The sequence below is a fragment of the Granulosicoccus antarcticus IMCC3135 genome, from assembly GCF_002215215.1.
In the GTDB taxonomy this organism is placed as follows: Bacteria; Pseudomonadota; Gammaproteobacteria; order Granulosicoccales; family Granulosicoccaceae; genus Granulosicoccus; species Granulosicoccus antarcticus.
In genome coordinates this window covers 6439570-6454254 of sequence record NZ_CP018632.1, presented here as the reverse complement: position 1 = coordinate 6454254, position 14685 = coordinate 6439570, and the positions used below count along the sequence as shown (strand labels likewise).

Here is a 14685-nt window from a genome sequence, read left to right as displayed (position 1 = left end):
GCTCGGATTCGGTGATATCGATCTGATCGATCAAGTGTTCTAGACTGCAAGTGGGCCGTTGCATTGTGAGAGCTCTACGTTTGTTGAGTGGACGCGTAGAGACTAGGGGCAAGCAGTCTGTTCGACAAACGATATTTTCTTGCCGATGACATAAGCCAGGCTATCGAGTCTGCACCAGGCTTGATCGACGTGATTCACAATATCGTGTAACGTGCGAACCGAATGCGTGGAAAGTGGCGCTGGCACTGTTGATCAATTTCTCGCGGGCCAGATCGTCGCCTCTGAACTGTTCAAGCTCATTGATCAGCTGCTGCCAGGATTCACGTGTTGTGCCAGAGCCAAGAAAGTGTCGAGGGGCATCAGGTAGTACTCGGCGTACATTTTTGTTCAGTATCGAGGCACCGAAGCTTGAGCCGTGCAATACGTAGAGGGCTCCAAGCAGTTCGGCCGGTTCTTCGACTATCAGCTCGACTGGAATTTGTGGCTTGTTCTGGTGGTATTGGTGCAAGCAGTCGAGGTCGTACTTCAGTCGATCTCTTGCCAGTGCGAGCGACAGGCCTGATTTGATTGAATGAACTGAACAGGCTTCTTGCACATGCTGGTAGAAACCGTGATAGGCGCCTAGTACCGTGCAATAACCACTGATTGTCAATTCAGGATCTAGCAGCGAAGCAATCCAAGGGTGTTCATGCAGGGCTTCGTGAGCCTGTCGGGTGCGTGTGGCAAGCACCTGTCTGACCGATTGCACGGTGAATTGTGTGCCTTTCATTGCTTCAGCCATGGGCTGGAATCGAGAAGATGAATCGAGAGCCTTCCTGATAATGAGTATCCAGCTTTATGGTGCCTGAGTGTACCTGCGCGACACGTTGACAGATGGCCAGACCCAGACCGGATCCTTCAACGCTTGAATGAGAATGTAGTCGCTCCAGTGGCAAAAAGATACGAGCGGCATATTGCGCCTCAATTCCCTGACCGTTGTCCGTTACCGTAATGACGGTACATCCATTTTCGGCTGTTTGCGAATTGATGTGAATGACAGGACAGCGATCAGGGTGTTTGTACTTGATCGCATTGGAGATGAGATTGAGGAAAAGTCGAAGCATCAAAATCTCGTTTGCATGGATAACAGGCATCTCGCTGACGGTGATTTCAGCCGCTGACTCCTTGATAGACAAGGCCAGGAGTTCCAGCGCGTCGCTGACAGTAGTTGCAAGATCTGTCGAGTGAAACTCATGTGCCTGTTCGCTTGTCATGGAAAATTCCATAAGCCCTGAGATCAGATCAGATAAGCGTCTGGCAGATTTTTTTGCAATGGCGTGCGTTTGCTTGACCACACTCTCATCGAAATTTTCTTCATCCATGATATCCAGTGCTGCATTGATCCCACGCAGTGGTGTCTTCAAGTCATGAGCTGCTGAAGCCGCAAACTGTCGAAGTGACTGGTTTTCCTGACTCAGCAGTGTCTGCGATGTGATGATATCCATAAAGTCCCGGAGTATCTCTTTCGCCATGATGAGCTCACACTCTTGCCAGATAGCACTTTGCCTGGTATGTTCGTCCACCCACTGATCAAATGAAACTCTGGGAGTCAGAACAGAGGCCTTTGCATGCGGACTTGGTTTTTTGGAGTTTGGCTGACCTGCCCAGTGCACGTTCTGAGTGATGCGGCCTCTGAACCAGACAAGTTTGCAAACGCGGTGCATGGACGTTGATTGAACCAGAACGCCACAGGCCGTCTCTTCATGTAAGGCGGCGGCGGGCCATTCTTCGTGCAATTTTTCTGAATGAAACTGATTCATTTTTTCAGGGGAATTGCCGGCCCATTCAAGCAGCTCATGGATAAAGTCTGTCGGTGGTGTCTTGCCCGAAACGTGAATATGGGAGCCGAAAAGAAAAGCGAATCCATCGGCTTTCAGAAACCCCTGAAGACTGGGTGCCAGCACTTCGATGATCGTCTCGGCACGGCCTTCGTGCTGCAAGGCCGACGTGAAGTTACTTTCGATTGCCCTGAGTCGATGAGACATTCGAGCAACTTCGGAATACTGTTTCTGTGCATGATTGACCATCAGCGCCGTGCCAATCTCATGCAATAACCCCCAGTTGTCAAATGGGACAATTCCCGGTGAGGTGTTGTGACAGGCAATTAGTCCCCAAAGTGATCCTTGATGCATCAAGCTGGTAGAGAAAGTCGATGCAACGCCCATATTGGACAGGTATTGGGTATGCATCGGAGAGACCGATCTGAGCAGGGACCAGGTAAGGTCGAGTTCCAGTTCTTTCTGGCTTTCCTGTGTAGAGGTTTGCACAGGGATGTTGTCATTGGATATTGTTCCGATTCCCCGGTAGGGAACTAAAGTCATCAGGTGACGTACTTGCTGAGGGATATCGCGTTCGGGAAAATGCAGCCCGAGGTAGGAGGGCACTTGACCATCATTGCTTTCAGCAGTTACCTCTCCAGACCAATCTGGCAGAAAACGGTAGATCTTTACTCGGGCGAAGCCCGTTATCTGTCTCACCGCATCAACAGCCATCTGCATGGCCTCCTCGAAGTTGTCGGTGTGAAGTATCGTGGTGCATGCTTTACTGCAGCAGCGCATGTTCCTGCGACAGCTGTTGATGGAGTTGCTGCTGTTGGGGACGAACTCAATCAGTCGACGCCCGGCGTGACAGTGGGTTACTGTGTCGTAGACAACACCTGCATGCTCTGGCTGAAAGTCTATTGCTTCGTGAAGTATGTGGGTCCCGTCCACCACTTCACTGATTTGCGCAGCCAGCGTGGCATCGACTTCTTCAAGCTTGGCGGAGGAAAGCTGTGCCGGTTCGATGCCCAGAATTGCGGCTACATTCGGGGACGCGCCGATGATGCAATGACTCTCCGGATCGATAACCAGGAGCGCTCCGATATTCTGGATGGCTCCAGACTGGTGGATTTTCTCTCTGTCGCAGTTGTCCAGCGTCGCAGGTTCCGGTAAGTGGAAAAACGTATCTAGCGACTGCTTTGCATCCATGTCGTTCCTTGGCTCTATGCTGCGTTGTTTTCATACCACCGCCACTGATAACGCGGAAGAGGTACGATTCCAACGTAATCTGTCAACCAATGCAAGTGTAAGTGACCATTCATGAGGTTACTAATGCTATTTAGAGTAGAAACCCTTATGCAGACACGTTGTCTCGGCAGTATCGCCATGTCCGTGCGCTTCTGCGTGCTATTGGTGCCGGCCGCACTCTGTTGGCTGGTATCACCTGCACTGCAAGCAGCATCCACGCCCGTCTGCCCCAGCAGTGTCGATGCCCCATACCCGTCATTGGGAGAGCTTGGCAATTCGCCCTCCGTAGCGTCTTGGGTTGACCTGTCGGTATTGCCCAAGAATTGCCACGTTGAGCTGCAAGCGCCGGCGGCGCTGACGATAGCACTTGCCGGGCGTTTCACCGAAACAGGATCGATTGATGATATCGCGATTCGGCTCGGTGCCATTTCAACGACTAAAGGGTTACCTTACTGGTCGGTGACGGATGAAGATTGGCGCGAACTGGTAACAGATGCCTTTGCCGTAGTATCACCTGATACGAACTCGGCGAGATCTGACTTCACCGCGCAGGAGATGCTCAGTGGGCAGACGTTGTATTTCTCTCAAAACGATTCGCGCTCCTGGGGCTCGAACGTTTACAGTATCAAGGCGATAGATTCATCACCCGATAAACTGGTGTTGCAGAGCAATAATATATCGTCTATCCGGCTTGGTCCTGTCACGCTGTTCAAACCTGATGAAGTCCGCTCGGTCCTGTTCATCAATCGGATTGACGATACGACATGGTCCTACTTCAGTCTGGCGGTCATCACGCACAGTTCGCTGGCCGCACGCAAAAAGTCACTCGTCAATCGACAGGCCGCTTTCTATCGTTTGCTGATCGGGCAAGCGCCAGATCAGAATCCACCGCTGGCACCTTAGGGGCGCTGCCATCTGTAAGGCAACACCCGCAGCCGGTTGGGCAGTACTATTGCATCGATCCAACGCAGACTATTCAGGATGTCTCTAAACCAATGAGTGTTACCGCAAGCCCCGCAAGAGAAAGACAGTTGTTTTCAAAGTTGAAGTGGCCTGCCGCCATGATCAGTTTGTTGTGGCTCAGCATGATCGCACCGCCCATCACCCTGGCCGCATTGTTGTCTGGGGCATCCTTTTACTCTTTTTGGAGTATCAGTTTATGGGTACTTCCTGCCATGTTTCTGCTGTTGCTTGCGGTGTTTCGCACACGTAGCCGATCGTTTCGCTGGTGGGTCTTCCAGTATCTGGGTGTCAGTGCTGTCTGCTTCACGGCAGCTGCTTGCGGGGTGATTCTCTCTTTGTTCCTTTCCAATGCCGTTGCCGGTTATTGGGCCGTATTTCTGGCGATACTTTTCTGCGGTTGGGCGTTCTACTCAGCTCACAGGATTCATACGGTCACGCTGAACATCAGCAATCCAAAGATTCAAGAAAACCTGCGGCTAGTACAGATCAGTGATGTTCATATTGGTTCAAGAAAACCTGTATTTCTGGAAAAAGTCATAGAGCAAGTACGTCTGCAATCCCCGGATTTACTGCTCATTACCGGCGATCTTGTCGATGAAAATGTATCCATGGCAGATTTGGCACCACTGGCTTCGATGTCATGTCCGGTGCTGTATTGCAGTGGAAATCATGAGCGGTATATCAACTATGCACAGGTGCTTGAGGATATTGCCGCGCACGGAGTCCAGGTTCTGAGTGATCAGTCAGTCGAGATACTGGGCTTGCGAGTCATCGGTGTGGAGGATCGTCAGCAGCGGCATGAGGCCACTGCGGCTCTTGACCAGTTGAATACTTTCGTATCCAGTACGGATACTGGCGCAAGCATTGATGACACTAACGCTTTACCCTTTACGGTGCTGCTATATCACCAGCCGGATATCTGGGATGATGCGAAACGTCATGGTATTGAGTTGATGTTATCCGGGCACACTCACAAGGGGCAGATCTGGCCATTCGGCCTGTTGGTAAGAACGCGTTATGCACATGTGGCTGGTCATTTCCAGGCATCACTCAATCACTTGTTTGTCTCACAAGGCACAGGAACCTGGGGACCACTGATGAGATTTGGTACACGTTGTGAAATGACGGTTATCGAGTTGCAGTCAGTTTGAGATCAAGGGCTCGTGAAAAATTATTATCTATTTCAGACGGCCCTGTATCTTTGCCTGCTGGGTTTCCTTGACGACAGTTTGCTTGTCGCTGGTATTACGCTGGGTCAAGCAGGGTACAGTGCTGGCACATAGGTAGTATGGCTGATACTTTGTTCATGTTTTTCCAATTGCGTACTTGACTCCTGGAAGGCATTGAGAAAAGCATTGCCATCCCAGGTCTGCAATGCGCCTGCTTGATAGAAGCGCGACTCAAGTTTATCGAATTCGATTGCCAAGCCCGGATGGTGATCCTGCAGACTCAGAGAACTCAAGGGTTCCCCGGGAATTGCTGTTGCATGCCACGCTCTGAAAGCGGCATAGCTTGCTTCTGGCTGGTTGTTTTTGCTGGAATTGACCACTTGACTATGCAGCTGTCTCAATACTTGTTGCTGAAGTTTTTTCTCACGCCGACGATTCAAGCTGCCAGGTTTGAGTGTGCCTGAAGCTGCGGGTTGCAGTGGTGTGCGTCGATAACGCAGCACAAGTAGAGCACCGCCTGTCAATGCGGCTATAGTCAAACCACTCCAAAGCAACAACTGACTGGTTGGTGCTCTGGTGTCAAAGCTATCAGGGGTGTCTGGTGTTTGCCGTATGTCATCTTGTGGAGTCGCATTAGCCAATGGTTGAGTAGAGCCGGCAATGTCGGTCGTGGTATCCAAAGTTCCCCCTGTAACGGAAATGGTTTCAGCTGGCAGACTGGCAGTACGTTGTTCATCGGCCTGAGTATCCCACCAGTTCACCTCAATGGCAGGAAGAGTGATTTCACCAGAGCGCGTTGGCACAATAGAGACGCTGAATTCTCGAACAGCCGCGGTACCCTGGGCCGTATCAACTGACTTGTCGTCTGATCGGTCCAGGTACATTCTGGCGCCATCCGTTCCGGCAAATTCCAGAGTCGGCAATTTCTCACGTGCCGCACCTAGTGCAAAGAGTTGAATGGTGCGTGGTACGGCCTCGCCGACTTTGAATGTCGGTTTTTGCGAAGACCATTTGGCGCTCAGTTTTACCTCTTTTGCTGGCAGGAACCAGCTACTGTCGTTGACAGGATTGGCTTTGATATCCAGTGTGACAGGCTTCGAGAGAACACGTACCTGCTGACCTGGGTTGAACATGCGATCAAACAAGGATGAACCGAAAGGCGAACCCCCGAAAACACTTGGCATGCCGGGGTTCGATGACGTTGTGCTCTGATTGGCAGGGGCGGGAATCGAGCCTTGCAACAGAACTGCGGGTAACATCAGTTCACCACTTTTCAATGGCGTCAGCAGATAGTGGCGTTGCATCACGGATTCAGTTTTACCATCCTGCTCGGATTGAGAAAAGTCGTCCTCACCGGTTTGTTGCAGTGTGAAGTCCTGGCTGCCTGGCACTTGCAGTGATGCATCCGTCAAACCTGCACCGTCGGTGATGCGTACAGTGATCGGAATTTCGCCATGAACGTAGTGAGGTTTGTTATCCACGACTAATTCGACAGTAATGTCTTGCGAAGCTGAGGTGCCTGCGGGTAGGCTGCCAGCTTCGAGCACATCGAGACTGAGTGCATTACTGCTCAGTGTACCTGCTGAAATCGGCGGTATATCCAATGTGCCCTGGGATGTGGGAGCCAGTGTTATCGACCAGCTGATTGTGGCGTTACGATCACCATTCATGATGGTGGTCTGGGAGCTGCTTGATTGACTGAGTATGTCGAAATCAGCTTGTAACGGTGAAAGGTCCGGATTGCTTTTTACACGCTCGGCATCGGCTGACAAAGTCAGAGTCACGGTGTCACCCAATCCGATCGTGTTTGTACTGAGCCGGGCCTGTAACCCATCTGCGGCCACTGCCATTTGCATCAGACTGCTGATGCTCAATAGTGCGCCGAGCAAGCACTGAGCAATAACGATTCTAGTTTTCATGATCGATTCCTGAAGCTGATTATCAACTGCGATCAGCACGTTGTTGTGCATAGTGCTGGCGAATACGGGCTCGTAACAAGCCTGATGGATCGTCTGGCACCGCGCGCAATTGTTGCTCAATTGCCTGATCCTGCTCCGAGTATTCATGCCCAGCTATAGGTTGTTTTTGATCGGCTGTTTGTTCTGTATCGCTGGCGTCGGCTGCATTGCGGTTGCCACTAAGCATCTCGTCCATGGCTTTCTGGAAGGCGTTTCTGGCATCGGCCTGTTGTTGCTGGTCTTCAGATGGCTCACCCGATTCGGCCTGCTGCTGTTGCTCCTCGGATTGCTGTTGTTGATCCTGAGGCTGCTCGCTGCCGTCGGTTTGTTGTTCTTCTTGTTCTTCTTCTTGTTCTTCTTGTTGTTCTTGTTGTTCTTGTTCTTGTTGTTCTTGTTGTTCTTGTTCTTCTTGTTCTTGTTCTTGTTGTTGTTCTTGTTGTTGTTGTTGTTGTTGTTGTTGTTGTTGTTGTTGTTGTTGTTGTTGTTGTTGTTCTTGTTGTTGTTCTTGCTTTTGCTGCTCAATGAGCTTTGCGACTAATTTTCGGTTGTACAGTGCATCTTCATCATCTGCCTTCAGCTTGAGTGCCTGGTCGTAGGCTGTCAGCGCCTGTTCCAATTGACCAGCCATCGCCAGTGCATTGCCGTGATTGTAGTGGTCGTTGAAGCTTGCTAACTGGCTACCATAGAGTGTGGCTGCCTGTTCGAATTGTCCGTCTCTATACAGGGCGCTTGCTTTCCAGTCGGGGGTGCTGAAGTTGTTGGCTGCGCTTTTGAAATCGTCTGTCTGGAAGTTTTTTTCGGCCTGTTGATCGGGGGTGCGCCATAGGTTCTTCCAATGCGTGGACCAATCACTATTCTTCTTGATGGCAGCTTGTGCGTTGTCGGAGGTGACGCTGTCGATGTTGCTGCTTGTGGTTGCCTCTTCGGCGGCCTGCACATCGGGTGTGCCAACGGACAGGTTTAGTACCAGCACCAGTGGAAAAATGGATAGCAACAGGTTTTTGCGAAACGCCAAAGGCGCCAGCAAGAGGGGAATGAGTAATAGCCAGTAGCCCATGTCGTTCCATGTGTCGGCATGAAATGCAGGCTCCAGCTGCGATGTTGTTGTGTCTGTTATGGGGGCATCCGACAACAGGGTGTCCAGATCACTGGCATCGGGTGTCAGTATCGCAAAGTGGCCGTTACCTGCGGCCGCGATTCTGGTGAGATCAGCTGTAGCCATTTGAGTGGTATAGCCTTTGCCTGATGAGTTGGTAATGCTTTGGCCAGAGGCTGTTTGCAACGCTGCACCGGCCTCTGTACCAATACCCATAATGCTGACCTGATAGCCTGCGTCGGCAGCTTTTTCAGCGGCTGCGACGCCCAGTTCTGGCTGCTGACCGGCGTCATCTGCCAGTACCAGTATTTCTCCCTTGCGGGCACTGGATTGTTGTAGCAGTGTGGTGGCCTGTTCAATGGCCAGGTCCAGCCGGTTGCCCAGCACTGGCATCAGATTGGTTGATAATTCGGGCAGCATGTCACTGATGACTTTGGCGTCACTGGTCAGCGGCGTTGCGGCGAATGGCTGGTCCGAGTACACCACCAGGGCAAGGTCACCGCCTTTATTGCGACGCAGAATATCGCGCACCTTGTGTTCGGCGCGTGCCAGTCGGTTGGGCGACAGGTCGGTGGCATTCATCGACTGTGCAAGACTCAATACCATGACAACGGGCATACGCGCCTTGTAGGTAGGTATTTGATTGCGTTCCCAGGTTGGGCCGGCAAGCGCAAAGGTTGCAGCTAGAAGTGCGGTTCCCAAGGCAGCCAAATGTATCGAGTGTACGGACTTGTGCCAGGATGATTCATGGTTGCTGCCATTTTTCACCACCAGGTACTTGAGCAGGTGTGGATCAACCAATCGTTGCCAGGGGCTAGTCATACTGTGTCGACTGATCTGCAGTAGATACCACAGCAGTGCTATCAGGGGGAGCAGCAGTAGCAACCACAGCGGGCGCAGGAAGAAGAAGCTGTCAAGGTTCATGTCGCTTGTCCGGTCGAACGGCGGCGGGTGTTGGATGTTGTGCTGCCTCGTTTGTTGAAGGCAGCTACCATTCCGGGTAGTAGCATGGAGATGATCATCAGCGCAGTTAGCAGCACGGCGGCTGCCAGAGGCCAGAAAAACAGGCTGACGGACGGGCGTACGAATACGGGGTCTGCCGAGACGGGTTCCAGTTTGTCGAGCTGTTTGTAAACCGATGCCAGTCCGCTGGTGTCATTGGCGCGGAAATATCGGCCACCGGTTTGCGAAGCGATTGCTGCTAGTGTTTCCTCGTCGAGATCTTCCGATGGGTTCACGATACGCTGGCCCATGGAGCTCTGAACGACCATTTGCTCGGCACCGACACCGATAGTGTAGATACGGACACCCAGCTCCTTGGCCAGTGTCGCAGCTTTCATGGGGGATAAGACACCGGCATTGCTGGCGCCGTCAGTCATGAGAATCAAGACACGGTTCTGTACCGGGCGATCTTTCAAACGCTTGATGGCAATGGCAATGGCGTCACCTATCGCGGTCTGAGTTCCGGTCAGACCAACCTGGGCCTCATCCAATAGCGAGCGGACTACTTGACGATCCAGGGTCAGAGGAGCCTGCAGGTAGGCGCGATCACTGAACAATACAAGTCCAATTCGATCGCCCGTGCGGCGAGTGATGAAATCATCGGCGGCGGCCTTGACGACTGTCAATCGATCGCTGGCCTGGCCATCGAGAGTGAAATCCTCGCGTGCCATACTGCCGGACAGATCCACGGCAAACATCAAGTCTCGGCTTTCTACGGGTAGCGATATTTCGTCGCCAACAAACACGGGTCTGGCCGCCGCGCACAGCAACAGTAACCAGATCAATGAGGCGCCGATCAGGCGCCACGATCTGGAGGGTTTGCGTCTATTGTCAGGCTTGCCATCGTGCGTCAGTTGGCGGAAAAAGGGGACACGTAATGCACCATTTGTCGACAAGGGGGCTGCGGGTGCGAATCGTCGTACCAGCCAGGGCAGGGGCAGCAGAATGAAGACGATGGGGAAGAGAAATTCCATTATGCATGTCTCCTGATCCAGGTTCTGGCTTCAGCGATGATGGCGGAACTGGGTACAGGCTCTATGATATTCTGCCCGGCGGCACCAGAGGCTTGCATCGTATTCGGCTGCGCATAGGGAGCCGCCGCCAGTAGCGTGGCAACCGATGCCGGCATTCCTTTGGGCACGGTGGCCAGGTAATCACTCCACTGCTGACCATGTACATTGGCGTATCTTTTACCGTCTGGCAGATTGAGAACCACCCGGCGAATCAGTACACCGACTGAGGTTGCCAGTGACTGAACATTGTTTTCATCATCCAGTGATTGTTCCAGTATGCTCAGCTCGCGCAAAGCCGCCAACTTGATCGAGTGTCGTCGATAATGTCGAAGCAGGGCAGCGGAGGCAATGAGGACTATTGCAAGGAGCATCAAAATCCACCAACCAGGGGCTGGTGGCCACATCGCTACTGGGTCGGGCAGGTGAATGTCGTGTAATGCTGCCAGTTGCGCGCTGATATCAACGGGTACAGCTACCGGTGGTTGAGTGCTCATGAGGAGGCTCCGAGCGTATGCGCCCGGCGGGCATGCTTTCTGTGTGGATGTAATACGCTTTCTGGCTTGTCGGCTGTGGACACAGACAGAAAGGCCATCGAGCGTTGACGTGATAACTGGGCAACGCGCTCTTTGCGTGTTGCGAATGCCATTTCATGAGCTTCGGATTGCGTGATATTCAGTTGCTCCAATGAGAGCACCTGATTGCCATCACTGACTCGATAGTCACCCTGTGTAGGCAGTTTTGCGTCCAGTGGATCATATACGAGCAGATTGGTGACGTGCGCACGCACGCTGAGTCGCTTGAGCTCCGTTTCCGCCGCAGCATCAAAATCACTGAAGTCGGTGATGACAAAGGCGAGTGTGCCGGGCAGGCAGGCTTTGCGCAGTCGAACCAGAGCGTGCGCAAGTGAAGGTTCGGAGTTCTCTTCTGCTTGCGTACTGTTGCCTGATGATTCAACTATTTGGGTGGCGTCGCTGATGGCGTGCAGGAATGCAAGCATGCTGCTACGACTGCGACTGGCTGGAAAGCTTTTGAGTCCGGTCGGTGTCAGCAGAAAACCGCCGACACGATCACCATCATCAATACCTACCCAGCACAGCATTGAGGCCATATGGGCCGCCAGTACAGACTTGAATCTCACACGAGAACCGAACTGCATCATGCGGCGACAGTCGATCAGTACGTAGACGGGTCGCTCGCGTTCTTCACGATACAGCTTGGTGTGCACTTTGCCCGTCCTGGCTGTGACACGCCAGTCAATGCTGCGATTGTCATCACCTGGCTGATAGAGCCGAGACTCATCGAATTCCATGCCACGTCCTCGAAACACCGAGTGGTTGGTGCCGAATTGATGGGTACTGACCTTGCCTCCGGGGGCGAAACCGGTCACTGCCCGGTCGGGGCGGGCGCGTACCAGTTCGTGGACGCTTGCCACCACGCCGTAGTCATTGGGTTGCGCGATTGGTTTCATGGCTGTCTGCTCGTTGTATCAGGATTCTCAGGCGTTTTAAAACGATGGATGCATCAACTCACGGGTACGCGCTTCAGCAACTCTGCAATGAACTGATCACGTGTGACACCATCAGCTTCTGCCTCGAAGCTCAGGATAATTCGATGGCGAAGCACATCAGGAATGACCGCTTGCACATCGGCAGGGGTCGCGAAATCGGCACCGCGTAACCAGGCATGTACACGGGCGCAACGCACCAGCGCGATCGTGCCTCGAGGGCTGGCACCGTAGGCGATCAACTCGCGCAGATCCTCACCATAGGTGGCAGGTTGGCGGGTGGCAAAGATCAGTTGCAGAATGTAGTCTTCCAGGGCGGTAGATACGTGTACATCCAGTGCTTGCTGGCGACACTGGAAAATGACTTCCTGCGGCACAGGCTCAGGCTTTTCGATCGGTGTCGCCATCGCTTCATTTCTGACAATACTCAGTATCTGGCGTTCCGCTTCCATGTCCGGGTAGTCGATTTTCACGTGCATCAGGAAGCGGTCGAGTTGCGCTTCGGGCAGTGGGTAGGTGCCTTCCTGTTCGATCGGGTTCTGTGTTGCCATGACCATGAACAGGTGCGGCAGCGGGTAGGTCTTGCCGCCGACAGTTACCTGCTTTTCCGCCATGGCTTCGAGCAGTGCCGATTGCACTTTAGCGGGTGCCCGGTTGATTTCGTCTGCCAGCAACAGGTTGTGAAACAGGGGACCACGCTGGAATTCGAAAGTGGCAGACTCGGGGCGATAGACCTCGGTACCTGTCAGGTCGCCTGGCAGTAAGTCGGGTGTGAACTGGATACGCTGGGCATCACAGGCAATGGCCTCCGAGAGCACTTTGACTGCTTTGGTTTTTGCCAATCCTGGTGCACCTTCGAGCAACAGGTGACCGTCGGCGAGCAGTCCAATCATTAGTCGTTCGACGAAATCTCGTTGTCCGACAATGGACTTTTCCATATAGGAGAGCAGATGCTCGATCGTATCGCGGTTATGGTCCGGTTGAAGGGCGGTGCTGGCTGCGTTCATGAGGGTGACACTCGATTGATGATGGAGGTATTCTTGTCAATATCGGATGGGTGATTAACAGGGGTTTGCCACGAAATATACTTTTGTGTAAATCTGGAGATCCGTAGAATCACTCGCCTGGAGCCCCGGATACCCAGACAACAGCAGACCTGTCGTCTGGGCTTCACTATCAAGTCAAAGAGGTTGTGGGCTTGTATCACTAGCCCTGTTTGGCAACACCCTGTACCGGGATGCTGTTGATGTCATAGGTTTCGATCAGGACTGAGTCCTCGACCGCCTTGAGCGCAAGATTGGCCTCGTAGTACTTTTTCTCGTTCAGTAGCTTTACGGCCTCATCCACATGCTTCAGGCTGTTGGACGCTGGAATCATGGCGGCTGATACCGCAACGTCGATATTGCCCAGCTTCAAGGCTTCGACTGCATGCTGTTTTTCACCCTTGGCCAGGTGCTCGTTCGCCTTGGTCAGAGCCGCCTGTTTGGCCTCATCGGGTACAAAACCTTCGGCCAGCGACATGCTTGTATCGAATGGAATATAGGTCTCGTTGTCATCAACCTTTTTCTGTGTTGCAAGCGCGTTTTCCTGCATTGAATCATTCGCCGCGGCCAGGTCCGTACGAGCTTCGCCTGTGAGTTTTACTGCCTGCTCAGGTGAGCCGTTGAAGATCGCCATACGGGCACCCCGAATCTCCTGCAGCGCTTTGTAAGCCTCGTCTACCGTCTTGATAAGCGAAGGTTTTGCCTCATTGCTTGAGGCGATTTTTTCCGCCTCAGTGGCCGTTGTCTCAGTCGCTGCCTTGGTGCTCTGTGCGACGTCCGAGGGCGCAGGAGTGACGACTTCTGCGACGGGCTTGTCAGTGGCCGGCGTGGTGCTTTGTGCAAAAGCACTGCTGCCAAGGATAAGGGTAGAACTGCCGAGGATTCCGGCTATGGCCAGGGTGAGTAGTTGTTTACGTGGATTCATGATCCAAGTCCTCATAGTGTGTTGGCTGTCCTGAGTGGACAGTTGATACTATGAGGTCAGGGATTAACACAAGCTTGACCCGATATTTACGTTTCTGACAATCTTCATTGTCTGACTATGGGTCTATCGTCTTTTGATGGTTCCGGGGCTCCTGGATCGGTCATCCTATTCCATGAACCAGCCATGGCTGACAATCATCGACTGCCCGGTCAGTGCATTGGTGGGGAAGGCTGCAAACACGTGTGCAATCTCGGCAACGTCTTCAACGGTTGTGAATTCCTGGTCGACCGTGCTGCCCAACATGATCTTGTTGATTACATCCTCTTCAGAAATTCCCAGATCCCTGGCCTGTTCAGGGATCTGTTTTTCTACCAATGGTGTCTTGACAAAGCCGGGGCAGATTACATTGGCCCGTACACCATGCTGGGCTCCTTCCTTGGCAATGACCCGGCACAAACCCAACAGACCGTGCTTGGCTGTGACATAGGCCGACTTCAGAGGGGAAGCCTCTTTGGAGTGAACTGAACCCATGAAAATTACCGAACCAGAGCCTGCTTCATACATATGAGACAGGCACGCCTTGGAGGTGAGAAAAGCGCCATCCAGATGAATCGAGAGCAGTTTCTTCCACTCGTCGAAAGGGAAGTCCTGTAGTTTGTGAACAATCTGAATGCCGGCATTGGAGACCAGAACATCGACCCCGCCCCAGGTGTCGACCACCTTCTGCACACCCGTATTGACGGCAGTCTCGTCGGTGACATTCATCTCGATTGCCATCGCCTGCCCGGGTCCCATCCGGTTGAGAGCCGTCGCTGTTGTCTGTGCCGCATCCAGATTCATATCTGCAATAGCCACCTTTGCTCCGTCAGCCACAAAGCGCTCAGCGATAGCCTTGCCAATACCACTGGCAGAGCCTGTTATCAGGCATCGTTTATCAGTCAGATTCATCATTTTCAGTTCCTGTT

General features: G+C 52.8%; 12 protein-coding genes. 2 read left to right on the top strand and 10 right to left on the bottom strand.

What is annotated here, in order from left to right; genetic code table 11:
- Positions 1-160: 160 nt before the first annotated feature.
- On the bottom strand, positions 161-781 hold the full coding sequence (locus IMCC3135_RS27860; RefSeq protein ID WP_088920573.1) for a biliverdin-producing heme oxygenase: 621 nt from the start codon (positions 779-781) through the stop codon (positions 161-163).
- Entirely contained in the window at positions 774-3008 is a 2235-nt protein-coding gene (locus tag IMCC3135_RS27855; RefSeq protein WP_088920572.1) for an ATP-binding protein, read from the bottom strand. The genes IMCC3135_RS27860 and IMCC3135_RS27855 overlap by 8 nt, the downstream gene beginning before the upstream one ends.
- Positions 3009-3155: 147 nt before the next feature.
- Here IMCC3135_RS27855 and IMCC3135_RS34330 point away from each other — a divergent pair, with 147 nt between their 5' ends.
- Complete coding sequence (locus IMCC3135_RS34330; RefSeq protein WP_157736317.1) at positions 3156-3950, top strand: DUF6675 family protein; 795 nt, start codon at positions 3156-3158, stop codon at positions 3948-3950.
- 92 nt (positions 3951-4042) lie between these two features.
- The gene (locus IMCC3135_RS27850; RefSeq protein ID WP_157736316.1) at positions 4043-5161 is read left to right on the top strand and encodes a metallophosphoesterase; all 1119 of its coding nucleotides are present in this window, start codon (positions 4043-4045) and stop codon (positions 5159-5161) included.
- Between the two features lie 104 nt (positions 5162-5265).
- Here IMCC3135_RS27850 and IMCC3135_RS27845 read toward each other — a convergent pair whose 3' ends face one another.
- The 8 genes from IMCC3135_RS27845 to IMCC3135_RS27810 form a co-directional block, all read right to left on the bottom strand.
- Entirely contained in the window at positions 5266-7098 is a 1833-nt protein-coding gene (locus tag IMCC3135_RS27845; protein ID WP_157736315.1) for a BatD family protein, read from the bottom strand.
- A 22-nt stretch (positions 7099-7120) separates the two neighbouring features.
- Positions 7121-9157, bottom strand: a complete 2037-nt coding sequence (locus tag IMCC3135_RS27840; protein ID WP_088920569.1) for a VWA domain-containing protein — start codon at positions 9155-9157, stop codon at positions 7121-7123.
- Complete coding sequence (locus IMCC3135_RS27835; protein WP_236994675.1) at positions 9154-10209, bottom strand: VWA domain-containing protein; 1056 nt, start codon at positions 10207-10209, stop codon at positions 9154-9156. Before IMCC3135_RS27835 ends, IMCC3135_RS27840 begins: the two co-directional genes overlap by 4 nt.
- Positions 10209-10742, bottom strand: coding sequence for a DUF4381 domain-containing protein (locus tag IMCC3135_RS27830; protein ID WP_088920567.1), 534 nt, complete (start codon positions 10740-10742; stop codon positions 10209-10211). Before IMCC3135_RS27830 ends, IMCC3135_RS27835 begins: the two co-directional genes overlap by 1 nt.
- Positions 10739-11716 carry a DUF58 domain-containing protein gene (locus tag IMCC3135_RS27825; RefSeq protein ID WP_088920566.1) on the bottom strand — a complete coding sequence of 326 codons (978 nt, stop codon included), beginning with the start codon at positions 11714-11716 and terminating at the stop codon, positions 10739-10741. Before IMCC3135_RS27825 ends, IMCC3135_RS27830 begins: the two co-directional genes overlap by 4 nt.
- A gap of 53 nt (positions 11717-11769) precedes the next feature.
- Positions 11770-12759 (bottom strand): AAA family ATPase, encoded by a 990-nt coding sequence (locus IMCC3135_RS27820; protein WP_088920565.1) that lies wholly within the window; start codon positions 12757-12759, stop codon positions 11770-11772.
- A 199-nt stretch (positions 12760-12958) separates the two neighbouring features.
- Positions 12959-13720 carry a YfdX family protein gene (locus IMCC3135_RS27815; protein WP_157736314.1) on the bottom strand — a complete coding sequence of 254 codons (762 nt, stop codon included), beginning with the start codon at positions 13718-13720 and terminating at the stop codon, positions 12959-12961.
- Positions 13721-13885: 165 nt separating this feature from the next.
- Positions 13886-14671 carry a 3-hydroxybutyrate dehydrogenase gene (locus tag IMCC3135_RS27810; RefSeq protein WP_205737742.1) on the bottom strand — a complete coding sequence of 262 codons (786 nt, stop codon included), beginning with the start codon at positions 14669-14671 and terminating at the stop codon, positions 13886-13888.
- Between the last annotated feature and the right edge of the window lie 14 nt (positions 14672-14685).